This window comes from Streptomyces sp. NPDC057287 (genome assembly GCF_042667905.1).
GTDB lineage: Bacteria > Actinomycetota > Actinomycetes > Streptomycetales > Streptomycetaceae > Streptomyces.
Window position 1 is genome coordinate 337,646 of sequence record NZ_JBHUYV010000005.1, and the last position, 21,397, is coordinate 359,042.

18 protein-coding genes and 1 pseudogene are annotated in these 21,397 nt (G+C 70.3%); 11 read left to right on the top strand and 8 right to left on the bottom strand.

Annotated elements, in window-relative coordinates; translation table 11 throughout:
- Positions 1 to 118: 118 nt before the first annotated feature.
- A complete protein-coding gene (locus tag ACFUNE_RS12245) occupies positions 119 to 391 on the bottom strand; it encodes a hypothetical protein (protein ID WP_383565479.1) in 273 nt (90 codons plus the stop codon).
- Between the two features lie 385 nt (positions 392 to 776).
- Here ACFUNE_RS12245 and ACFUNE_RS12250 point away from each other — a divergent pair, with 385 nt between their 5' ends.
- From ACFUNE_RS12250 to ACFUNE_RS12265, 4 genes are all read left to right on the top strand, one after another.
- A complete protein-coding gene (locus ACFUNE_RS12250) occupies positions 777 to 1,826 on the top strand; it encodes a medium chain dehydrogenase/reductase family protein (protein WP_383565481.1) in 1,050 nt (349 codons plus the stop codon).
- A gap of 344 nt (positions 1,827 to 2,170) precedes the next feature.
- Entirely contained in the window at positions 2,171 to 2,782 is a 612-nt protein-coding gene (locus ACFUNE_RS12255; RefSeq protein WP_383565483.1) for an ABC transporter permease, read from the top strand.
- Between the two features lie 173 nt (positions 2,783 to 2,955).
- Positions 2,956 to 3,600, top strand: coding sequence for an SRPBCC family protein (locus ACFUNE_RS12260; protein WP_383565485.1), 645 nt, complete (start codon positions 2,956 to 2,958; stop codon positions 3,598 to 3,600).
- 180 nt (positions 3,601 to 3,780) lie between these two features.
- The gene (locus ACFUNE_RS12265) at positions 3,781 to 4,443 is read left to right on the top strand and encodes a TetR/AcrR family transcriptional regulator (RefSeq protein WP_383565487.1); all 663 of its coding nucleotides are present in this window, start codon (positions 3,781 to 3,783) and stop codon (positions 4,441 to 4,443) included.
- Positions 4,444 to 4,521: 78 nt separating this feature from the next.
- On the opposite strand, the pseudogene ACFUNE_RS12270 reads toward ACFUNE_RS12265, so the two are convergent.
- From ACFUNE_RS12270 to ACFUNE_RS12280, 3 genes and pseudogenes are all read right to left on the bottom strand, one after another.
- Positions 4,522 to 6,099 (bottom strand): annotated as a pseudogene (locus ACFUNE_RS12270) (purple acid phosphatase family protein).
- Between the two features lie 138 nt (positions 6,100 to 6,237).
- Positions 6,238 to 7,263: an alcohol dehydrogenase catalytic domain-containing protein gene (locus ACFUNE_RS12275; RefSeq protein WP_383565489.1), complete on the bottom strand. Its 1,026-nt coding sequence runs from the start codon at positions 7,261 to 7,263 to the stop codon at positions 6,238 to 6,240.
- Between the two features lie 259 nt (positions 7,264 to 7,522).
- The gene (locus ACFUNE_RS12280) at positions 7,523 to 8,158 is read right to left on the bottom strand and encodes a GPP34 family phosphoprotein (protein ID WP_383565491.1); all 636 of its coding nucleotides are present in this window, start codon (positions 8,156 to 8,158) and stop codon (positions 7,523 to 7,525) included.
- Positions 8,159 to 8,392: 234 nt separating this feature from the next.
- Between ACFUNE_RS12280 and ACFUNE_RS12285 the strand changes: the two genes are divergently transcribed.
- Complete coding sequence (locus tag ACFUNE_RS12285; RefSeq protein ID WP_383565493.1) at positions 8,393 to 9,139, top strand: DUF1838 family protein; 747 nt, start codon at positions 8,393 to 8,395, stop codon at positions 9,137 to 9,139.
- A gap of 93 nt (positions 9,140 to 9,232) precedes the next feature.
- Here the strand turns inward: ACFUNE_RS12285 and ACFUNE_RS12290 are convergent, their stop codons facing one another.
- Positions 9,233 to 10,141, bottom strand: coding sequence for an NAD(P)-dependent oxidoreductase (locus tag ACFUNE_RS12290; protein ID WP_383565495.1), 909 nt, complete (start codon positions 10,139 to 10,141; stop codon positions 9,233 to 9,235).
- An 83-nt stretch (positions 10,142 to 10,224) separates the two neighbouring features.
- Between ACFUNE_RS12290 and ACFUNE_RS12295 the strand changes: the two genes are divergently transcribed.
- Positions 10,225 to 10,596: a winged helix-turn-helix transcriptional regulator gene (locus ACFUNE_RS12295; protein ID WP_383565497.1), complete on the top strand. Its 372-nt coding sequence runs from the start codon at positions 10,225 to 10,227 to the stop codon at positions 10,594 to 10,596.
- Between the two features lie 119 nt (positions 10,597 to 10,715).
- Here the strand turns inward: ACFUNE_RS12295 and ACFUNE_RS12300 are convergent, their stop codons facing one another.
- Positions 10,716 to 11,270 carry a pyridoxamine 5'-phosphate oxidase family protein gene (locus ACFUNE_RS12300; protein ID WP_383565499.1) on the bottom strand — a complete coding sequence of 185 codons (555 nt, stop codon included), beginning with the start codon at positions 11,268 to 11,270 and terminating at the stop codon, positions 10,716 to 10,718.
- A 550-nt stretch (positions 11,271 to 11,820) separates the two neighbouring features.
- Between ACFUNE_RS12300 and ACFUNE_RS12305 the strand changes: the two genes are divergently transcribed.
- From ACFUNE_RS12305 to ACFUNE_RS12320, 4 genes are all read left to right on the top strand, one after another.
- On the top strand, positions 11,821 to 12,771 hold the full coding sequence (locus ACFUNE_RS12305) for a hypothetical protein (RefSeq protein ID WP_383565502.1): 951 nt from the start codon (positions 11,821 to 11,823) through the stop codon (positions 12,769 to 12,771).
- 199 nt (positions 12,772 to 12,970) lie between these two features.
- Entirely contained in the window at positions 12,971 to 13,939 is a 969-nt protein-coding gene (locus tag ACFUNE_RS12310; protein WP_383565504.1) for a sugar phosphate isomerase/epimerase family protein, read from the top strand.
- Between the two features lie 119 nt (positions 13,940 to 14,058).
- Positions 14,059 to 17,337 carry a PQQ-dependent sugar dehydrogenase gene (locus ACFUNE_RS12315; RefSeq protein ID WP_383565506.1) on the top strand — a complete coding sequence of 1,093 codons (3,279 nt, stop codon included), beginning with the start codon at positions 14,059 to 14,061 and terminating at the stop codon, positions 17,335 to 17,337.
- A 300-nt stretch (positions 17,338 to 17,637) separates the two neighbouring features.
- Positions 17,638 to 18,810 (top strand): ROK family protein, encoded by a 1,173-nt coding sequence (locus ACFUNE_RS12320; RefSeq protein WP_383565508.1) that lies wholly within the window; start codon positions 17,638 to 17,640, stop codon positions 18,808 to 18,810.
- A 95-nt stretch (positions 18,811 to 18,905) separates the two neighbouring features.
- Here the strand turns inward: ACFUNE_RS12320 and ACFUNE_RS12325 are convergent, their stop codons facing one another.
- The gene (locus ACFUNE_RS12325) at positions 18,906 to 19,979 is read right to left on the bottom strand and encodes a glycerophosphodiester phosphodiesterase family protein (RefSeq protein ID WP_383565510.1); all 1,074 of its coding nucleotides are present in this window, start codon (positions 19,977 to 19,979) and stop codon (positions 18,906 to 18,908) included.
- A 210-nt stretch (positions 19,980 to 20,189) separates the two neighbouring features.
- Here ACFUNE_RS12325 and thpR point away from each other — a divergent pair, with 210 nt between their 5' ends.
- Entirely contained in the window at positions 20,190 to 20,786 is a 597-nt protein-coding gene (thpR, locus tag ACFUNE_RS12330; protein ID WP_383565512.1) for an RNA 2',3'-cyclic phosphodiesterase, read from the top strand.
- 16 nt (positions 20,787 to 20,802) lie between these two features.
- On the opposite strand, the gene ACFUNE_RS12335 is transcribed toward thpR, so the two are convergent.
- Entirely contained in the window at positions 20,803 to 21,195 is a 393-nt protein-coding gene (locus ACFUNE_RS12335) for an STAS domain-containing protein (RefSeq protein ID WP_383565514.1), read from the bottom strand.
- Between the last annotated feature and the right edge of the window lie 202 nt (positions 21,196 to 21,397).

Consider the following 21,397-nt stretch of genomic DNA (forward strand, 5'->3'; position numbering starts at 1 on the left):
CGGCCCGCGAGCAATGGCCCCCGCGCCTGATGGAGACCACAGTTGAGGCGTCCGGCCCCGGCCGCCCCGGCCGCTCCTGCGCGCCTTGCCGAGCGCACGCTCCCGTACGGGCCCGGACTCACCCCGTCGACTCGTCCGGGGTGGGATGCTCCGGGTGGACGCCGGCATTGCGGGCCCGGTCGCGTCCCGAACCTGCCTCGTCCGGGTCGGGCCGGTCGGCGTCGGACCCGGCGTCCGGTTCCGCTTCGGGGCGTTCGGACCCCGGCGGGAGAATCACATCGAGAGCATCCTCGCTCTCCTGGACCTGTTGGTCGGGCATGTCGGCGGGGATCGGCGGCGGGCTGGGCTTCGCCCCGGTGTAGGCGATTCCTGAGGGCCTGCGGTCAGTCATGTCGTCACTCCCGTCGGTGCGCGCCCGTTCTGATGGGGCGGGCAGGTGTCGCACCTCGCGTACCCCCTGGGCACCGGACGACGCACACCCAGTCGCACGACGAGGACGCCTACGGGGGTCGAGGCGGGCGACAGCGCGCAGACCGACGGCGGCTTCCCGTCCCGCAGCGGCATCCGTTCGCGCAGTTGCTCACTGCCCTTCCCTCCCACCAACAGTAGCGACCTCCAGGAGGTCGACCGGGAAGGCGATCCCGCGGGGAGAGCGACACGGAGCCCCCTCCATCGCCTTACACGGCGAAGTTTACGGCCGTACCCATCTTGCCGGTAGACCCTAACGGCTGTAGCGTTACAGCCGTAAGCCAACGGGCGAAGCATTAGGGGACACCATGACCAGCAGTACCGCCACCATTCGCGCCACCGAGATCGTGCTGCCCGGTCCGGTCGAGCCGGACGGCCTCGAGACGCGGACCCGCGAGCTGTCGGCCCCGGCCAAGGGCCAGGTAGTCCTGCGGATGGAAGCGACGGGCGTGTCGTTCGCCGAACAGCAGATGCGCCGCGGCAAGTACTACGACCAGCCGCCGTTCCCCTTCGTGCCCGGTTACGACGTGGTCGGCACGGTGACGGCGGTCGGCCCGGAGGGGGACACCGCGCTCATCGGAGGCCGGTTCGCCGCGGTCACCAAGACCGGCGCGTGGGCCAGTCACCTGCTGATCGACGCGGCGGACCTGATGCCCATACCGGACGGGGCGGACGCGGCCGCCGTGGAGTGTGTGCTCGTCAACGGTCTGACCGCATGGCAGATGCTGCACCGCACCGCCAAGGTCCGCGCCGGTGGGGTCGTCGTCGTGCTCGGCGCCAACGGCGGCGTGGGCTCCATTCTCGTGCAACTGGCCCGTCACGCCGGGATCACCGTGATCGGCACAGCATCGCCCCGCCACCACGCCACCCTGCGTGAACTGGGCGCGGCCCCGGTCGACTACCGCGACCCGGGCCTGTACACGAGGATCCGGGAGATCGCCCCGGACGGGGTGGACGCGGTCTTCGACCACGTCGGCGGCGCCGCGGTGGAACAGTCGTGGCGACTACTGCGCCGCGGCGGAACGCTGGTCTCCTACGGCACCGCGGCCAGCAAGGACCAGGAAGGCAACTCACAGCTGCCGGTGCTGAAACTGTTCGCCCGGCTGGCGGCGTGGAACTCCCTGCCCAACGGCAGAGGTGCGCACTTCTACAACTTCTGGGCCGGCAAGCGCCGTTGCCGGGCGTCCTGGCAGCGGCGGATGACCGACGACCTCACTCAGGTGCTGCGCCTGCTGACCGACGGCTCGCTGGCCCCGCAGATCGCCGCGGAGATCCCGCTGACCGAGGCGCCTTCCGCGCTCGCCCTCGCCGAGTCCCGCACGGTCGCCGGCAAGATCGTCATCGTCCCGGGTGCGTGACGGCGCCATGATCCCCGGCCCCGCCTCTCCGCCGAGGCGCGGTTCACCTGTCGCGTGACGGCATCCCTGCCACCGCGAACAGCCTCCACGACCGCACGCTCAACCAGCCGTCACCGGCGGGCCAGTGACCGCCACTCCCCCGGTCCGCCTGAGCCGGGACTCGCCGGAGCGCCACGGGCCCACGATCCCGGCCGTGCACCCTCGTTCCCCCGTTCACGGGCTCACCGTCACATCAGGGGTCGCTGCACGGCACGCCCTTCCCCTCGCGCGCACAACCACCAGGACGCATCACCATGTTCACGACCATGCCCTTACGCCGGATCCGTAACTCCGGAGGTCCCGTCATGTCTGTCACCGCCCCCGCCGCGCCGTTCGCCCCCGAGCCAGTGGCCGCCGAACGCCCCGCAGATCAGATCGACAACCGGCCGACCTACATCAGCTTCGGCCTCGCCTACGTGCTCGGACACGGGACCGCCGCCCTCTCCCAGGGCGCCACCCCCCTGCTCGACCTGCCCGGCCGGCTCTCGACGGCTCTTCTCGGTGCAGGCCTCGCCGTGGGGACCGTACTGGCCACCGTCACAGCCCTGCGAGCCCAGCGTGCTGCCACCGACCCCGCCGACGTCCTTTCCGGCAAGCTGCTCGGTGCCGCCTGGATCACTGCCTTCGCCGCCCTGTTCCTGGCCGTCACCGGCCTGACGGACAGCCTCGACGCACCCGCCCTGCAGTCCATGCTCTGGCCCACCGGCTCGGGCCTCATGGTCGGCCTGCTCTACGTCGCCGAAGGCGTCCAACGCCGGAACCTTCTCCACTACGGCCTCGGCACCTGGCTCGCCCTGACCTCGACCGGGGCGCTCCTTCTCGGCACCCCCGGCTTCTACTGGGTCCTCACCGTCGCCGGTGGCGGAGCCTATGCCCTAGCAGCCGTCCTCGAACGCCGTCGGCTCACCTCCCGCTGATCCCCCGGCACGCTCCGGCGCCGCACCGGGCCGAGACCCCGCCCTCAGCATCCGACCCCTTTCACCACCAGCGCGAGAGGCACACCATGTCCAGCGACTTCGCTCCACTCCTTCTCCGTCAGCGGCCCTCGCGTCAGCATCGGAGGCGCGTACGCACAACTGCCGTCACCGCGTTGCTCGTCGCAGTCACCCTCGGCATCAGCGCCGGCGCCGGCCCCGCCCAGGCCGCCCCCGCACCTTCGGGGCCCGCCCCTCACTCCGGTGGGCTCCAGTGCCAGGGAAAGGGCGTCGACCCCACCGCCGATGTGCGCTACCGGTCCGACACGGTGATCAAGGCACCGCTGAGCACCGTCTTCGACCTGCAGGCCGACGTCGAGCGATGGCCCTCGTGGCAGGCAGCGGTCCTCTCCATGAAGCGACTCGACCCCGGCCCTCTCCGAAAGGGCTCGCAGTTCCGGTGGACGACCCCGGCGCCCGCCACTCCCACGACGCCTGACACCACCCTGGAGATCACTTCCACCGTCCACCGGCTCGACCGCGACTCCTGCATCCGATGGAGCGGGCCGGCGGTAGGTGACGGGCTGCGCATAGACGAGGGCGTCCATGTCTGGACCTTCACCGAGGTCAAGGGCGGTGTGCGCGTACAGACCGAGGAAACCTGGACCGGTGCCCAGGTCGAAGCGGACGTTCCCACCGCGACGGCGATCCTCGGTGCAGGACTCGAACAGTGGCTGCGCGAGCTCAAGGCCACCGCGGAAGGCCCCGGCGCACCGTGCCCCCGGCCGGTCGCTCCTCATGGCACCGAACACCGGCCCTGAACACGTCAGGGCCGCCCGGCAGCTGGAGGAGGGCGATGAGATCGGCTCACCGCACCCCCGCGCGCGGACGGCGGAATCCCCGAGTGCCGGACCGATGGCGGTCAGACAGTCGGGGCGAGGGTCGTCGAGCCCCCACGTGCGACAGATACGGCAGTAAACTTCACGGCGTAAGGTGACACCATGGAAAGCACCGGAGCAGCGGCCTCGACCGCATCGAAACCGGCCCGCGCGCGCAACCGACGCGGTGAGGGCGGCCGCTTGCGCGACGACATCATCGCCGCGGCAGTGGAACTCCTCGACGAAGCCGGCGACGAACGCGCCATCACGCTGCGGTCCGTCGCCCGCCAGGTCGGGATCGCCGCCCCGTCGATCTACCGGCACTTTCCCGACCAGCCGGCCATCATGCTCGCCGTCGTTCAGCGGGAGTTCGCCGAGCTGCGGGACGGCCTGCGCTCCTCGGTGGAGAAGGCCGGGGACGACCCCCGGCAACGGCTCTACGCCGTCTGCCATGGCTATCTGGACTTCGCCCGGCTGCATCCCGAGCGCTACCGCACGATGTTCGGCGGCCTCTGGGTGCCTGACCTGGAGGACAGTTCGCTGACCGAGGCGGACATGGCCGCGCTCGGCGACGAAACCATGCAGATCCTCATCGACGCGCTCGCCGACTGTGCCGCCGCCGGGCAGTCCGCCAGCACCGACCCGCCCGGTGACGCGGTCGCACTGTGGCTGGGTCTGCACGGACTCGCACATCAGCGCGCTGTGAGCCCCTCGTTCCCCTGGCCCGAAGGCATGGCCGACCGCATCATCGTCGCCCTTGCCCAGGTGAAAGGCCCGGATGCCTGAACCCCGCCCCGGAGCAGGCCTGCCGCACCCTCGGCCGACCGGTCGCCCAGTGCTCCGTCACCCGCTCGACGCCGGTTCTCAGCCTCGGCCGACCTCGAAGTGGTCGATGCGATCCCCCGACTCGGCGAGCGCCGTGACCCTCATCCTGGGGTGCCGGCCGGCCTCCACCTCCACCGCGAGGAACGAGAAGCCGGTGTAGCGCACCCGGGACCACTCCACGGTCCCGGTCGCCTTCCCGCCGCCCTTGACCACGTGATACGTGTTCACGCTCTCCAGGTCCTCGACGTGACCCTCATAGCTGTCCGGTGCCGGGAAGTCGTACAGTGCCTTGCCCGCGCCACCTGCCGTGACGTACACGATGCCGTCCCGCGTCGGGTCGGTGCGCTCGCCGATCGGGACCCTGCGCCCGACCGCGTTCCTCAGGATCGCGTCGGTGCGCTCGTAGACGTGGTTGTGGCCGTTGACGACCAGGTCCACCTGGTGCTTCTCGAAGAGAGGCACCCAGGCGTCGCGCACCCCGCCGTCCGAGGCGTGCGCGTTCGTCGTGGAGAACGCACAGTGGTGGAAGAACACCACGACGAAGTCGATGTCCTGGCGGGCCCGCAGCTCTCCCAGGCGCCGGTCCAGCCAGCGCGTCTGCTTGCCCCCGCTGATACCGAAGTTGGCCGGGATCTCGTACGAGACGTCGTTGGCGTCGAGCGCGACAACAGCCACGTTGCCGTGCGTGAAGGAGTAGGCACCCGGCTGGCCTACAGGGTCCGGACCGTTGTCCGGCAGCGTCCAGCGGGCGTTCTGGCCGCCGTAGCCGTCGGGTGAGTACCAGGCCTCCATGTCGTGGTTGCCGGTGGTCACCATTTACGGCACCGTCTTGGCCACTGTCTCCGTCTGGGCCAGGAACTGGTCCCAGGTGCGGGCGTCATAGGAATCGGTGGTCTGCCCGGACCCGGACGGATCGGCGTAGCAGATGTCGCCCGCGTGCAGGTGAAAAGCCGGGTTCTGACCCAGGATCAGCTGGTCGTTGCCGAGCGCGTGATAACTGACGCCCTGGTCACCGAAGGCCGTGAACGTGAAGGACCGAGGGCGCTCGGGCGCGGTGGTGAAGGTGCCGAGCGTGCCGAGGTTGCGGGTGTCGGCGGGGTCGAAGCCGTCGTGGCCCACACCGTAGTAGTACGTCGTGCCGGGCTTCAGCCGTTCCAGGGCAGCGTGCACGTAGAACTGCTCGGCGGCCGCGATCCTGCCGCTGTTGAGCAGAGGCGTCGTCAGGTGCCGTATCTCGGCGTCGATCCTGCCGCTGAGCGCCCACGGCTCGGACCCGATCCGGAGGTAGGGCCGCTTCACCGCGAACGGGACCTGCCAGGAGACCGTCATCTGCGTCTTCGCGTCGGCTCCATAGGCGAGGTGCCGGCCGAAGGGGGCGACCAGCGAGCCGTCCACCTGCGTCGAGCTGCTGCGCGACGTGATCACGTCCGGGATGGCGGCGTGTGCGGGCGGGGAGGCCAGTCCCGAGGCCATGCCTGTGCCCGCCACCGCCGCGGTCGCCGCACTCGTGCGGAGCACACCGCGCCGGGTCAGCCGGGCGCGCAGAAACGCGTGCTGCTCGGCCATGCTCATGCGGTCGGCGAGTTTCTCGGGGATTCCGAAACGGGGGATGTCCATGGCCGAAAACATCCACGGGTTTCATGACGACCCCCCGTCAGATACATGAACGCTACACGTACATGTTCCCATGTGTCCCTATGGTGGATGTGACATGACAAGGACTGGCTGCGCAGCGGGCGTGGGCCGGAGTTGGCGTCAACCGTTGGTGAGGACCATACGGAAGCGGGCGGCGCCGGCCAGCATCCTGCGGTACGCCTCGTCGGCGCCGCTCAGGGGCGCAGCCTCGACAGTGGGGCGGATGTCGTGGAGGGCGCTGAAGTCCATGGTGTCCTGGACGTCCTGTGCCGTACCGGACGGATGCCCTCGCACCGTCCTGCCGGGGAGGATGAGCTGGAGCGGGCTGATCCCCAGAGGGTCGGGGGAGACTCCGATGACCACGAGCTCGCCGCGATGGGTCAGCCCGTCGACAGTCGCCGTGATGGCCTCGGAATGACCGGCGGTGGCCAGTACTACCTTGGCGCCTCCCAGGGACCGCAGCGCGTCCGCGACCGGAGTCGGCCCCGTGCTGTCGATGTAGTGGTGCGCCCCGAATCCTTCGGCCAGGCCGGCCTTCTCCGGCCCTCGCGCGATGGCCACCGTCTCGAATCCCATGGCCACCGCGAACTGCACTCCGAGGTGCCCCAGGCCACCGAGGCCCAACACGGCCACCCGGTCTCCCGGCTCTGCCGAACTGCGCCGCAGCCCGTTGTAGGTCGTGACTCCCGCGCAGGCCAGGGGGCCCGCATCCGCCGCCGAGAGGACCTCGGGGATCCGCGCAAGCGCGTCCACCGGCGCGATCATGATCTCGGCGAATCCCCCGTCGTACGCCCAGCCGGGAACCTTGAGGTTCTCGCAGACGATGAAGTCGCCCTGCCTGCAGGCGGTGCAGTGCCGGCAGCTGCCTCCGAACCAGCCGACTGTCACACGGTCCCCCTCTGCCCAGCCGGCCCCCGAAGCCCCTTCGCCCAATTCTTCGATACGCCCGGCCACCTCGTGCCCCGGAACCAGAGGAAACCGCACACCGGGCATGCCGCCGCTGACGAAGGCATCGTCGCTGTGACAGATTCCGCAGGCCTCGACCGCCAGACGTACGTGGCCGGGGCCCGGTTCGGGCACCTGGCGCTCGACGATCTCGAAGCGCCCGTTCGCGGTGGCGACCTGCGCGGCTCGATAGGTGCCCATGGGTGCCTCCGTGATCAGAGAGGAGAGCTGCAACCGTGGCGGACGACCACATCCGCACGGCCCGGGGGCGCGCCTCGGCGCCCCGGTCGCAACCTCCGGCCTGCCCGGCCGGAGGGGCGCAGTGCTCTTCGTCCGGCGCCCACATGCCCGTGCGGTACTTCGTGGACCCCCTCCATGGCACCACTGGCGACGCGGCCCGGCAACAGCGGCAGTCCTGTCCTGTCTGCGTCGAGGCGACGGGCCTGCCGGCCGGTCGGTGTCAGTAGCCGCGCCAGATGTTGTCGAAGGCCGCTCCTTCGATCGATCTGCGCTGACGTTCGGCGGCCAGTTGTGTGATGGCGTGGTGGACGGCGGTCAGCACGGCGCCCTGGTCGTCCTCCAGACCGGCCAGCGTGTCGTCCGACACCTCCCCGATCCCGGCCGCAGCCGCAAGGGCGGCGAGAACCGGTTCGCGGGCCGTCCAGCGGTCGTTCGCCCTGCTGAGCACGGCGGTGTCGACCTCTACGGGGCGAGCCTTGCGGAAGGGGCGCCGGGACCGCGCCGGCGCTCCGGGTCCCGCTGCTTCGGGGTCGGCTCGGTAGCGCTCCGCCAGCTCGGGACCGCGGCGCCAGAGCCAGTCCTCCACCGTGTCGTGAGGCGGACGCCCGGTGAAGGTCCCGGCTGCCTCGAGCAGCAGGACGCTCTCCGTGCGCGGCGTCGCCCCGGGCACGAGCCGGTCGCCGTCGAGGGTGACGGCCCGGGCATCGATGAGGTCGATGAGTTCGGCTCCTGCCAACGCCAGCGACAGATCTCCCAGCTCCAGGGCGGGGTCGGTGTCCGGAGCGGCGGCGATGATCGACAAGTCCTGGGCTGTGGTCATGTACGACTCCAGGTGGGCGGCTACGACGATGGTCACCGGGCGTCGGACCACCGCGTGGCACACGGTGTGCGACCTGGGACACGGTCCCGACGAGACCCGGGCTTCGCGGACCACGATAGGCGCAGGCGCGCCGGCGGTCCGCCCGAACGCGGTGGCAGGACACCCGGTGGCCCGGCGATCTGTTCGTCCAGGAGGGAGGGACGTGGAAGAACCGGTGGAGGCGGGGCCGTTTCCGCCCTGCGGGCGCGGAGACCACGCACAGTGGTCCGCATGACGACACCCGCAGAGCTGCTCCGCTCCTTCGCCCGCACCCGCGCCTCGCTCGACGGCGAGGACGTCACGTACTGGTGGTCCGGAGACGTGTACTCCTGGGCGCCCGACGAGCCGTACCGGCGCGTCTTCGGCTTCGAAGGTCTCAACGTCGCCCGTCTCGTCCAGGACGCCGAGGCCGGCCCGGACGCCTACCGACTGCTGACCCGCGAGGCCGCCTTCTACCTGGACCCCACCACCCGCGACATCCTGCGTACCTGGCAGGACCTGCCGGTGGTGCATGTCTGGAACGACCCGGCGAACCAGAAGTGGCGCCCCTTCCCTGTTCCGACGACCGAGCTCGGCGGACAGGTCTGCTTCAGCATGGAGATCCCCCTTTCCTACCCCTCCCCGCTGCCGGTGGCCCAGTACCCCGTCCACTCGGCCGGCGACACGTACAAGGCCCTGGAGCTCTTCCAGTTCTTCGCCGATCGCGACGACCTCGCAGGCCCGGCTCCCAGCGTTCCTGCGACCATGTCGTGGACCCGCATGTCCCCGTGGCTGCCGTGGATGGCCCGCGGACAGCGGCCCGGCGGCCTGACCTTCCACTGCCGGGGCCGCAAACTCGGCTCGTACGCCGAGGTCCCGGAGCGCACTCGTGCCCATATCGCCGACCAGCACCCGGAGTTCGCCCGCGCTCCGGAGAAGTGGAGCGAGCCGAACGAGACCAGTTGGACCTACTTCCGCAAGCTCAACCCTCCGCGATGACGGCGCGCCGCACGAGGCGGCAGGCGGGTGGCCCCACCAGGGCCACCACGGTTGGGGGTTGGCAGCAGCACCCACCCGCCCTTCCCCGTCCGGTCAGCCAGGGGCGCGGATGCTGTCGATGATGCGCGTCCAGTTGTCGCTGCCGTGTCCGTCCTTGACCGCGCGCCGATAGTGGGCCTGTACCGCCAGGGGAAGCGCGAGATCGAGTCCGAGGGACGCGCTGGTGTCGACGACGTGGTCGGCCGTCGCACCCATCATGGTGACGGTGCTGAGGTCGCCGGGGTGCTCGCCGGCATCGAGCGCGGCTCCGGGGCTCTCTTCACCCGCCCTCATGATGTCGCCGATGGAATCGGCCGAGGAGAGCAGCTCCGGCAGCGCTTCGCGGGCCGGCATACCTGCGGTGCCGAGCATCGCTGTGGCCTGCATCATCCCGGACAGGGTGGTGAGGAAGACCGCGAGTTGAGCCTGGTACATCATCTGCGCGAGGCCCGGGTCCTCGCCAAGGTGCTTCGGCGTACCGAGCAGCGCCAAGGCCGACCGGTGTCTCTCCATCACCCCGTGGCGGCCGCTGTAGTAGACGGATGCCGCATCCGTGCCGACCATCGGCGCGGGGACCATGACACCTCCGGTGAGGAAATCGGCGTGGTGATCCTCCGCCCATGCCGCTGCCTCGCGGGTGCGGTCGGGAGTGTCGGAGCTCAGATTGACCAGCGTCCGGCCCGCGAGCGATGCGGTGGCGCTGCCGAGGATGTCGTACATGGCCTGGTAGTCGGTGAGGCTGAGGATGACGAGATCGCTCGCTTCCACCGCCTCACCGGGTGTCGCCGCGAGCGTGGCTCCGTCGGTGACGAGGCCGTCGGCCCGTCCGGCTGTGCGGTTCCAGACCGTGACCGGGTGGCCGGCGGTGAGGAGAGTGCGTGCCATCGCCTGCCCCATCGGGCCGAGACCGATCACGGTGACAGGGCTGGTTCGTCCGCTGGTGGGTTTCCGTTGTTCGTTCACCCCTCCATGGTCGAAGGGCGCGGCTAATCTCGGAAGTACCCACTATTTACTGCGGTACTTACCTTTTAGTAAGGGGGCCTTTGATGGCCAAGGAGCCGAGGTGCGGGCCGTACATCTGCGGCATCGACGCTGCGCTCGATGTGGTGAGCGGCAAGTGGAAGGGGCTGATCCTCTGGGAGCTCGACGCCCACCTCGTACGTCGCTTCGGCGAACTCCGTCGCGGCCTGCCGGGAGTGAGCGAGAAGATGCTGACGCAGCACCTGCGTGAGATGGAGGCTGACGGTCTGGTGCACCGGGAGGTCTACGCCGAGGTGCCACCGCGGGTGGAGTACTCCCTGACCGAGCACGGACGTACGCTCAACCAGGCGCTCGGCCCGCTCGGTCTCTGGGGGACCGAGCGGATTCGCCGCGAAGGCCATGAAGCGGTCGTCATGGCGGACACCTCACACGGCTGAGCTCACGTCTGCGGTCCTGTGCCGTGCGCCCCTCCCGAGTCGTCGGACGCGGTGGGCGGGGCGCGCCGAGGTGCGTTGCCCCGCCGCTCGGAGCCTCGGCGCGGATCCGCCTCCGCCGCTCAGAACGACCACCGTGTATGGCTGTAGACCCCGTCGTGTCTGCCGAAGCCGTACGCCGTGGCCGGAGTCAGGGCGAAGACCAGCGCCTTGCGGATGCGAATGGCGTCTCCGATGCCGTGGAAGGTCCCCTCGGTCGACGTGATGTGAGACCCGTACTTCGCCTCGTACGCCGCGATCACCTCCTCCAGGGCCGACGGGTCGTCAACAGGCACCGCCGTGCCCTCGACCACGAGATCGAGCCCTTCGCCGAGCGAATTCCTGCCTGTGGTCAGTGCGCAGTGCCCGTCATGGGCAAGGTTCTTCGCCTTCTGCTCCCCAGCGCCGGTGGAGAAGTACAGCACTCCGCCGTACCAGGCCGCGATCAGGGGTGTGACGTGCAGCCGGCCGTCGGGCCGCACCGTGGACGCCCAGAAGATCTCGGCCTCCTCCAGGTGCCGCTGGGCCTCGGCCCATTCGGTGGCGGTGACGTCTCCGGCCCCCGGACGGGGATTGAGCGCGGAGCTGTAGCGGGCGTCGAGTTCGGTCGTGGGCCGCTCAGGTGACGATTCAGGCATGGTGGGCCTCCTTCCTCCGGTCGCACAACGAACAGCCGGCGCCGAGGAAACCACCGGTCACTCGACCGCCCGGCACAAACCCCGGCGAGGTGCGCCGGATTTGCCCGGAAGCCAGGAAGCGGCCCGAGTCCGGTCGCGACTGCGAACACCCGGGCGCAGCAGCACTCTTGCGCCCTCCCGCTGCCGACCCGGGGGCATCCGTCGACTTTTTCACGCTTCCCTCTCACCTTTTATTGAATCAGACGGAAGTTCCATGGATTCGTACCGAACCTCTGGACAGTGCTGACGCGTCGTTCTAACGTCTCGGCCCATCAGCACACGCGATTCGTCACGATGACACCGCCGCCGATCGGCGTTCACCCGGACGCCCCTCACCCCACGAGTCTTTCCACGTCTCTCCCCCCATGGCCGGGCCGTCCGCCCGTTCCGAGGCGCTGCGCGATCGCCGTCACAGCGGTCGTCGCTCACGCACCGTGCAGCACCCCCGTCGGAACACGGGGAAAACGGCCGGGTCACCGACTCCGCCGTACCGCAGCGGAAGGGAAGCGACATGAAGATCCGTACGTTCATCGCCACGGCGTCCCTGGTGGCATCCGGAACTCTGGTGGCATTCTCAGGCTCGGCCCAGGCCGCTCTCTACACCACCTGTGTCGGTGACGGCGGGGCCGTGACCGTCAGCAACGACCTCGTCGTACCCGCCGGGAAGTCCTGCACCCTCACCGGCACGAAGGTCAAGGGCACGGTCACCGTCGAGGCCGGAGCCGATCTCGTGGCGGCGGGCGCCACCTTCAACGGCGCGGTCAACGTCGAGGAGAACGCCTACCTCGACCTCACCGGCACCACAGTCAAGGGCGCGTTGACCACCGAATCCGCCTTCGGCACCCACCTCGAGAAGAGCACCGTCAAGGCGGTCGACGCCACGGCGGGATTCGTCTATGCGGTCGACTCGACGCTCGGCGGCAACGTCAGGACCGAGGCCGGTGAGCTGTACGTCTCCGGCAGCACGCTGAGCGGCTCGCTGACGGGTGAGGGCAACCAGTACAGCGACGTGTACGACAGCACGGTCAAGGGCGCGCTCACCGTCGACGGCAACGTTCTCGGCGGCGTGTTCTGCGCCGGCGAGGTGTACGGCGCCGCCACCTGGGCGGGCAACGCGGACACCCTCCAGATCGGTGGCGAGGGCGCGCTCGGGTCCTGCGCGGGTGCCTCGTACTTCGGCGGCGACCTGTCGTTCACGGACAACACCGCGGCCGCCGTGCTCGACAACGCGATCGTGCGCGGCGGACTCACCGCCACCGGCAACGACCCCGTGCTGGTCGTGGGTGAGCTGACGCGGATCCGTGGCGCCGTCACCGGAGAGACCGCCGTCGCCGGAGCGTCGTCCGCCCGCTCGGCCGGGAGGGCCGCGCCGCAGGACCGCGGTGCCGGCCTCGCGGAGAAGGCCGCCGAACGCACGGCCGCCGCGCGCGCCGACGCCCACGAGGCGGGCAAGTCCCTCTGACCCCGGCCGGGGCCGGGCGGCAACGATTCCCGCACACGCCGCGACACCGACGGGTCACGACGGCCGACCGCCGCCGTACCTCGGTGGATCACCGCGCCGCACCGCCGCCGAGAGCCCTCCGCCGTCGCGCCCACCGCCGGACGGGAGCCTCGTCACACGTCCCGGTCCTCGCCCTTCTCCTCACTCCTCAGGAGCGACCGTGAGTCATACGAACAAGTCCTTCGACCGCAGGGACTTCCTGCGCGCCACCGCCGGCACCACCGTGGCCCTCGCAGCAGCCGCCGTCACCGGGGCGGGCGCCACCTCCGCCGCAGCCGCGACGGGCAGTCTGGCCATCCCCAAGGACCGCATCGGCATCCAGCTCTACAGCATCCGCGACAAGGTCAGCGCACTCGGCTTCGCCGTAGTCCTCGCCGAGCTGGCCCGGATCGGCTACAAGGAGATCGAGTTCGCCGGGTACACCCAGTCCACCTCCATCCTGGGCCGGCAGATCACCCTCCCCGAGATCCGTACGCTGCTCGACGACCACGGGCTGCGCGCGGTCGGCAGCCATGTGGGAATCGGCAACCTGCGCAGCAATCTCCAGGCCGAGCTGGATGCCGCCCAGATCCTCGGCATGCCGCACGTGGGCACCGCCAACGCACCGTCGAACCTCAACACCGTCGCCGGCTACCGCGCCGCCGCCGACGAGTTCAACCTATGGGGCGCGGCGGCCACCGCGCGTGGTCTGAAGCTGTACCAGCACAACCACGCGGGCGAGTTCGCGTTCGCCACCGACCAGCCGACGGTCCGGCTGTACGACGTGTTCCTCAAGAACACCGACCCGCGCCACGTCTATCTCGAGCTGGACATCTACTGGGCCTACGTGGGCCAGTACCGCTGGCCCGGATTCGACCCGGCCGCCTACGTGCGCAACCAGCCCTACCGCTACCCGCTGTTCCACATGAAGGACGGCGACGCCAACGCGGCCAACGCCAACGGCTTCGACATCGTCGAGTTCGGTGCCGGGGACCTCCCGTACGAGAGGTTCGTCCGCGACATCGGGCCACGCGCCTCGCACATCGGCATCTGGGAGCAGGACACCGCGCCCAACACCGTGCCCAATCCGCCGGGTTCGCTCGCCGCGGCGGAGCGCAGCTACACGGCGCTCAAGGGACTCCTCGGCTGAGGGGGCCTCTCCCGCCGAGGAACGCGAGGCGCCCTCGCGGCGCGAGGGCGCCTCACCCGTCCGCTCCTTACCGCCAGCGACCGAGGAGACGCATCACCGTGCAACGCACCCTGAGACGCTTGATCACAGGTGCCCTGCTCGTGGCACTGCCCGCGCTGGGCAGTGTGGCCGTCGCGCCCGCCGCCCAGGCGCACCCGGGCCACGAACACGCTCTGGACTGGTCGAACTACGAGAAGGCCACCCTCACCAAGGACACCGGCGAGCCGATCGACCTCGCCGTACTGCCCGACAGCCGCGTGCTGCACACGGCCCGCAACGGCGACGTGCGGCTGACCGACCCAGGCACCGGTGTGACAAAGGTCGTCAACCACGTCGACGTGTACCAGAACTCCGAGATGGGACTGCAGACCGTCACGCTGGACCCCGGCTTCGCCACCAACAAATGGGTCTACCTCTACTACTCACCGCCGCTGGACACCCCGGCCGGCTCCGCACCGCAGCAGCTGCCGGCCGGGCAGACGGACGCGTACTGGAAGCAGTGGGAGGGTTACGACACCCTGACCCGCTTCAAGTGGACGGGCGACAGGCTGGACCTCTCCACCGCGCAGGAGATCATCCGGGTCGACACCAACCGCGGCCAGTGCTGTCATGTCGCGGGCGACGTCGACTTCGACGGCGACGGCAACCTCTACCTCGCCACCGGCGGGAACACCCCGGCGTCGGGCCCGAACGTCAGTGGCTACACCCCCATCAACGACGCGGCCGGCTACAACCCGGGGCTGGACGAGCGCCGCGGCGCCGGCAACACCAACGACCTGCGCGGGAAGATCCTGCGGATCGACGTCCAGGAGGACGGCAGTTACGCCGTCCCGGAGGGGAACCTCTTCGAGCCGGGCACGGCGAAGACCCGGCCCGAGATCTTCGTGATGGGCCTGCGCAATCCGTTCCGCCTCGCGGTGGACCCGGAGACGAACGCCGTGATGTGGGGCGACTACGGCCCCGACGCCGGTACGGCCGACCCGAACCGCGGGCCGATGGGGTACGTCGAGTGGCAGAGCACGACCAAGCCCATGAACAGCGGCTGGCCGTTCTGCACCGGTGACAACAGCAAGCCCTACCGTGACTTCGACTTCGCCTCCCTCACTCCCGGCCCCGCCTTCGACTGTGCGGCACCGGTGAACGACTCCCGCTGGAACACCGGCCTGGCCGAGCTGCCCGCAGCCACCCCGGCCACCCTCTGGTACGGCGACCGGGACACCGACCAGCCCTGGCCCGAGCTGACCGCCTTCCGCGGCCCCGGTGGCCCCGGCGGCCAGGCCCCGATGGGCGGTCCGGTCTACCACTACGACGCGGACAACCCGGCGCCGGGCAAGTTCCCGGAGTACTGGGACGGCAAGGCGTTCTTCGCGGAGTTCTCCCAGGACTACGTCGCGGCGCTCACGCTCGACGGGCCGGACGGCCCCGTGAGCAAGCTGGAGAACGTGCTGCCCAACAGCGAGCGTTCACAGAACGGCATCCCGCCGTGGGACAACCCGATGGACCTGGAGTTCGGTCCGGACGGCGCGCTCTACGTCCTCGACTACGGCGACGGCTTCTTCCGCCAGAACCCCGACGCGGGGCTCTACCGGATCGACTACGCCGAAGGGAACAAGGCGCCGACCGCGGTGATCGAGGCCGACAGGACGTCCGGCCGGGCACCGCTGGAGGTCTCCTTCAGCGCCACCGGCTCCAGCGACCCGGAGAACGGCGCGCTCACCTACCGGTGGGACCTCGACGGTGACGGCACCTTCGACGCCGACGGCCCCTCGGTCACGCGTACGTACCCGGAGAACGGGCAGTTCCAGGCCCGGCTCAAGGTGACCGACCCACAGGGCAAGACCGGACTGTCGAGCCGTCAGATCACCGTGGGCAACACGGCGCCGACGGTGCGGATCACCTCGCCGCCCGACGGCGGATTCTTCAACTGGGGCGACGCCGTGCCCTACGGCACAGCCGTCGAGGACCCCGAGGACGGCACCACTCCGGACTGCACCAAGGTGGCCTGGACCTTCGGTCTCGGGCACAACCAGCACGGGCACCCGGTCAACAGCGGCACCGGCTGCTCGGGCGCCGTCGTGACCCCGGCCGACGCGGGGCACGGTGACACCGAGAACGTCTTCGGCGTCCTCGGGATCACCTACACCGACAAGGGTGCGGGCGGTGTGCCTCCGGCGACCGGTGACGCCCAAGTGGTGCTCAACCCTGCACTGATGCAGGGCGAGCACCACGACTCCGCGGAAGGCGTCACGATCACGGACGACACCACGGCGTCCGGGCAGCGCAAGCTGACCTCCTTCGACGCGGGTGACTGGATCGCGTACGACCCGGTGTCGTTCGCCGGGATCGACGGGGTCAAGACCCGTGCCAGTGGCGCCGGCACGCTGGCGCTGCGCTGGGGATCCGCCGGCGCGGAGCCGTTCGCCACCGTGCCGGTTCCGGCCGGAGAGGGCTGGCAGACGGTCACCACCGCTCTGCCGAACGCCCCGTCGGGGACGGGTCAACTCTTCGTCACGAGCTCCGGTGGTGTCGAGCTGGACGCACTGACCTTCCAGGGCTCGGGTGTCGCGGACAGGACCGCGCCCAAGGTCACCGCCACCCTCAACCCGCCCCGGCCCAGTGGTGACGAGGGCTGGTACACCGGCAACGTGTCGCTCGCGGTCTCGGCGACCGACAACGGGACGGTGGCCACCCGCCAGTACTCCGTCGACAACGGGGCGACCTGGCTGTCGGCCAACGCGGCCGTCACCCTGTCCGCGGAGGGAGCCACCACGGTCCGGTACCGGGCCACCGACAACGGCGGCAACGTCTCGCAGGTGGGCTCACTCACCGTACGGATAGACCGCACAGGTCCCGCGGTGACGGCGACCGGCCTCGACGCCGCCGGCGTCTACGGGGACTCCGAGCGTCCGACGCCTGTCTTCTCCGCGGCGGACACGGTCTCGGGCGGGGCCACCGCGACGGCCACCCTGGACGGCAGGGCCGTCACCTCCGGTCAGGCGCTCGAGCTCTGGCGGCTGCCGCTGGGGAACCACGACCTCACGGTGAGGGCCCGGGACCGGGCGGGCAACACCACCACGAAGACGGTGGCCTTCACCACCCGCACCTCCTACACGGACCTCCGTGCGCTGATCAACCGGCTCGGGTCCGACGGCCTGATGACGGCGCAGGGCCGGCAGCGGCTGACCGTACGACTCGGCCAGGCCGAGGCGCACGCCGACGCCGGCCGTGCCGGACAGGCCGCGGCGGTGCTGGAGTCGTTCGCCGGCTACGCCACAGACACCTCCCTGGTACCGGACAGCGCGGCCGGCGCCGCACTGGCCCGGGACGCACGGGAGTTGAAGGGGGGAGCCACCGGCTGACGCCGGACGGTCAGAGGTGCCCCGCTCCCACCGGCGGGGCACTTCTGTGCCCGGACCCGACCCGGGTGCGGGGCCCCGCTCCGCCGTGTCACCCTCGCCGGCCCTCGTTCCGTCAACGAGGCGACAACTTTCCACGCGCTGTGAAAAAGTTGCCGGAAGCCGCTACAAACGGCGTCCTGCCACTCGGCGGGGCACAGGTCCTGGGCGCACGACACCCGGCGCCGTACTGCTCCCCCACCCCGCGTTCCGTCTTGGGACTTCTCTCGAGAGCCGTCCGGGGCGCCCAGAGGAAGTGAGCCCGTGAACCTCCAGTACCGCGTGTTGAGTCTGCTGCGTGAAAACGGCCCGCTGTCCCGCGCCCAGCTCGCGGACCGGCTGGACGTTCCGCGCCCGCGGCTGCTCGGCGAGCTCGACCGCCTGGTCGCCGCACGGCGGGTCAGCGAGGCGGGCCCCGCCGCGTCGCGCGGCGGTCGGCGCTCCACCCTCGTCCGCCTCGACCCCGGCCTCCGGTTCGCCGCCGTGGATCTGGGGGCCAGCTCGATCGACATCGAGATCACCGACGGGGCCCTCGCTCCGGTGGCCTCCTGCTCGGAGCCCGCCGACATCCGGTCGGGTCCGGTCGCCGTACTCGGCCGGATCAGCGAGCTTCTGCGTGCGATGGCGGACGCGGGGCACTACACGCGGCTCGACGCGATCGGTATAGGTCTGCCCGGTCCCGTCAGCTTCCGGGAGGGTGTCCCCGTATCGCCGCCGATCATGGCGGGCTGGAACCGCTTTCCGGTACGCGACACCCTCGCGAGCGCGCACGGCTGCCCCGTCGTCGTGGACAACGACGTCAATGTGATGTCCCTCGGGGAGCGGCACAGCGGGGTCGCGAAGACCGTCGATCATCTGCTCTTCGTGAAGATCGGCAGCGGCATCGGATCCGGTATGCAGCACCACGGCCGCATCTACCGGGGTGCGGAGGGGTGCGCCGGGGACATCGGGCACGTCCAGGTGGAGGCCGAGGCGGACGGGCCCGTCTGCTCCTGCGGGAACACCGGCTGCCTGGAGGCCTACTTCGGCGGGGTGGCCCTGGCCAGGGACGCCACCGAGGCCGCGAGGTCCGGCCGGTCCCCCGCTCTCGCCGAGAGGCTCGCCGCGCAGGGGACGCTGACCGCGCTGGACGTCGCGGAGTGCGCGTCCGGCGGCGACAACACGAGTGTCACCCTCGTCCGGACCGGCGGTCACCGGGTCGGGCAGGTCCTCGCCACCCTCGTCAGCTTCATGAACCCGTCGATGATCGTGATCGGCGGCGGTCTGACGGGCCTCGGCTATCCGCTGCTCGCCGAGATCCGGAGCGTCGTGTACAAGCGCTCGCTCCCGCTCGCCACCGGAAATCTGCCGATCGTCATGTCCGGGCTGGGCCCCCGCGCGGGGGTGGTGGGCGCGGCGTTCCTCGCGAGTGAGCTCGCCTTCGGCGAGGAGACCTGACCTGGAACAGCCCGGTGGTCCGCCTCACGCCTCCCGGCCTTCACCGCGATGCGTGCCGCGGGCAGCCCGACGCGGCGTGTGCCGTCACCGGGACGTCAGTGACGCGGCGCCGGGTACGACGTGGGGAGAGGCATCCCGCGGGTGGCCATGATGTCCCGCACACGGTCGGGGTAGTCGGTGATGATGCCGTCGATCCCCATGTCCATGAGTGCCTCGATGGTGGCGGGATCGTCACAGGTCCAGGGGATGACCTTGAGCCCGCGCCGGTGGGCGTCGCGGATCATCTTCCTGTCGGGGTAGAACCGGAAGCCGGGGTCCGCGACCGTGCCGTTCTGCGGGAAGCCGTAGTTCGGGGAGAGTGCGGTCACGCCGGGGATCGACGCGGCAGCCCTGACGAAGTCCCCGTCGTAGTCGTCGGCGTCGATTCCGCCGAGCCAGGGGGATGCTCCGTCCTTCCCCACCTGGAGGAAGTCGTAGTTCGTCAGCGCCACCAGGGGGTACGCCGGTGCGAGCCTGTGCATCTCCTTCAAGGCCCCCCAGTCGAAGGACTGGACGGAGACCTGCCTCTCGATTCCGGAACGGTGGATCTCCTCGAAGACACGGCGTACGAACAGCTCCCGCGGCGCGGTCTGCTCGGGCGCTCCCGCCTCCACCTTCGTCTCGATGTTCAGCTTGACGCGCTTGGCCCCGTAACCTCTCACCAGGCCGAGGACGTCACTGAGCTCGACCATGCGGAAGCCCTTGACCTGCTCCTGCTCCGGGTGACCGGGAAGCTGCTGATAGCCGCAGTCCAGGCTCTTGATCTGGGCGAGCGTCAGGTCCTTGATGTATTTGCCGACGTACGGGTACATCGGGTCGCCGGGCGTCAGGGGACCGGTGTCCCGGCACTTCTGGGCGCTGATCTGCCGGTCGTGGTTCACGACCACTCGGCGGTCCTCGGTGATCTGGGTGTCCAGCTCCAGCGTGCTGACACCCAGGCGGATCGCCTTGCCGAAGCCCTCGAGGGACTCCTCCGTGGTGAGCCCGAGGCCTCCTCGGTGGGCCTGCAGATCGAACACGGACCGAGGGCCCGGCCTGTGCTCGTGGGGAGCTCCGGCCGCCTGCGCGGTCGCCGGGAGAGCAAGGGCGGGGAGCAGGGCCAGGGCGGCGGCTGTGTGCCTCAGGGACATGGGGGGCCTCGTCTGTCGCACGGGATGGACGCCGGGAAGCCAATCCTGCGGATTCGGCCCGCACGAGGACCACGTGTGAGGAGATCGTGAATGTCCGCGGAACGCTCACCCGCCCCTGTGCGCCCGCACGCCCGTCCCGGGGCCGGAGCCGATCACGGGAGTCCCCACCTGGGCGTCCGGCGCGGCGGCCCGGATGGTACGAAGTCCGGTGTGAACGAACAGAACCAGTCCGCGACCGTTCGCGTGTTCATCGCCCTCGCCCCGCCCGACGACGCGAAGGAGGAACTCGCCCGGGTGCTGCGCCCCGCCTATGACACGCACCCCCGGATGCGGTGGAACCGCATCGAGGACTGGCACATCACGCTGGCGTTCCTCGGGGAGCTTCCCGCCGCGACCGTACCGCTCCTCCGTTCACCTCTCGCCGGCCTCGCGGCGGCCCGGCAACCGCTCCCCCTGGCGATGCGTGGGGGTGGAGTCTTCGACGACCGGGTGGTGTGGAGCGGGATCGACGGCGACCTCGACGCACTGCACACCCTCGCCGCCGACGTCCGCTCCGTGGTGAGGGGGTGCGGCGTCGTCTTCGCGGACCGGCCTCTGCGCCCCCATCTGACGCTGGCCCGCGCCCGGCGGGGCGACCGGTCATCGGCCGGGGAGATCGCCGCCGGGTTCGCCGGTTTCAGCGGTCTGCGGTGGCCCGCCGAACGTCTCCACCTGGTCGGAAGCAATGCCGGCCGCAGCAGCGGACCGATCCACTACCGCGACATCGAGGCGTGGGCCCTCGGCGGCGGTACCGGCACTGCCTCCTGAGGGCCCGCCCTGCCGGTCAGGGGGTTGCCGGGGCCCCGGGTGTGTCACCGGGCATCACGATGCGGTTCAGCGCCTCGGCCGTGGTGGGGAGCGTGGGTATCAGGTGGCCGATCCCGGTGATGTCCAGCAGTCTCGTGAGGTGGGGCGGTGCGGCGGCCAAGGACAGCGAGCCGTGGCGGTCCTTCGCGTACCGCAGGATGCTGATCATGGTGTTGAGCCCGGAGGAGTCGCAGAATTCCACCGGCGCCAGATCGAGGACGAGATGCGGTCTTCCTCGTCTGATCAGGTCCAGGGCTCTGGTCCGCAGGACAGGCGCACTGTCCACGTCGATCTCACCTGCGACGTTCAGCACGGCGATCGAGTCCGCCGGGTGCTGGACGGTGAGAATGAGGGGCGAGCTGTGCGTCATGGGTGTCAGTGCTCCAGGCCGGTGGGCGGTCGCCGTCCCGGCAGGAGTGGCGGTGACCGCTGGAAGATCACGCATCGAATGTCGACTGCGAAACCGTACCCCATGGCAACTATTGTCGTGCGGAAACATACTGGAGTCCGCTCGCGGTCCCAGAAGCCTTTGCCGACGGGGGTACGATATTCGGGGCCACGAGCGTGTCCCG

Coding starts and splice junctions, on each gene's coding strand:
- ACFUNE_RS12295 (WP_383565497.1), top strand. CDS start 10,225: ATGGCCAAGGAGCCGAGGTGCGGGCCGTACATCTGCGGCATCGACGCT.
- ACFUNE_RS12305 (WP_383565502.1), top strand. CDS start 11,821: ATGAAGATCCGTACGTTCATCGCCACGGCGTCCCTGGTGGCATCCGGA.
- ACFUNE_RS12300 (WP_383565499.1), bottom strand. CDS start 11,270: ATGCCTGAATCGTCACCTGAGCGGCCCACGACCGAACTCGACGCCCGC.
- ACFUNE_RS12335 (WP_383565514.1), bottom strand. CDS start 21,195: ATGACGCACAGCTCGCCCCTCATTCTCACCGTCCAGCACCCGGCGGAC.
- ACFUNE_RS12245 (WP_383565479.1), bottom strand. CDS start 391: ATGACTGACCGCAGGCCCTCAGGAATCGCCTACACCGGGGCGAAGCCC.
- ACFUNE_RS12255 (WP_383565483.1), top strand. CDS start 2,171: ATGTCTGTCACCGCCCCCGCCGCGCCGTTCGCCCCCGAGCCAGTGGCC.
- ACFUNE_RS12325 (WP_383565510.1), bottom strand. CDS start 19,979: ATGTCCCTGAGGCACACAGCCGCCGCCCTGGCCCTGCTCCCCGCCCTT.
- ACFUNE_RS12250 (WP_383565481.1), top strand. CDS start 777: ATGACCAGCAGTACCGCCACCATTCGCGCCACCGAGATCGTGCTGCCC.
- ACFUNE_RS12275 (WP_383565489.1), bottom strand. CDS start 7,263: ATGGGCACCTATCGAGCCGCGCAGGTCGCCACCGCGAACGGGCGCTTC.
- ACFUNE_RS12265 (WP_383565487.1), top strand. CDS start 3,781: ATGGAAAGCACCGGAGCAGCGGCCTCGACCGCATCGAAACCGGCCCGC.
- ACFUNE_RS12285 (WP_383565493.1), top strand. CDS start 8,393: ATGACGACACCCGCAGAGCTGCTCCGCTCCTTCGCCCGCACCCGCGCC.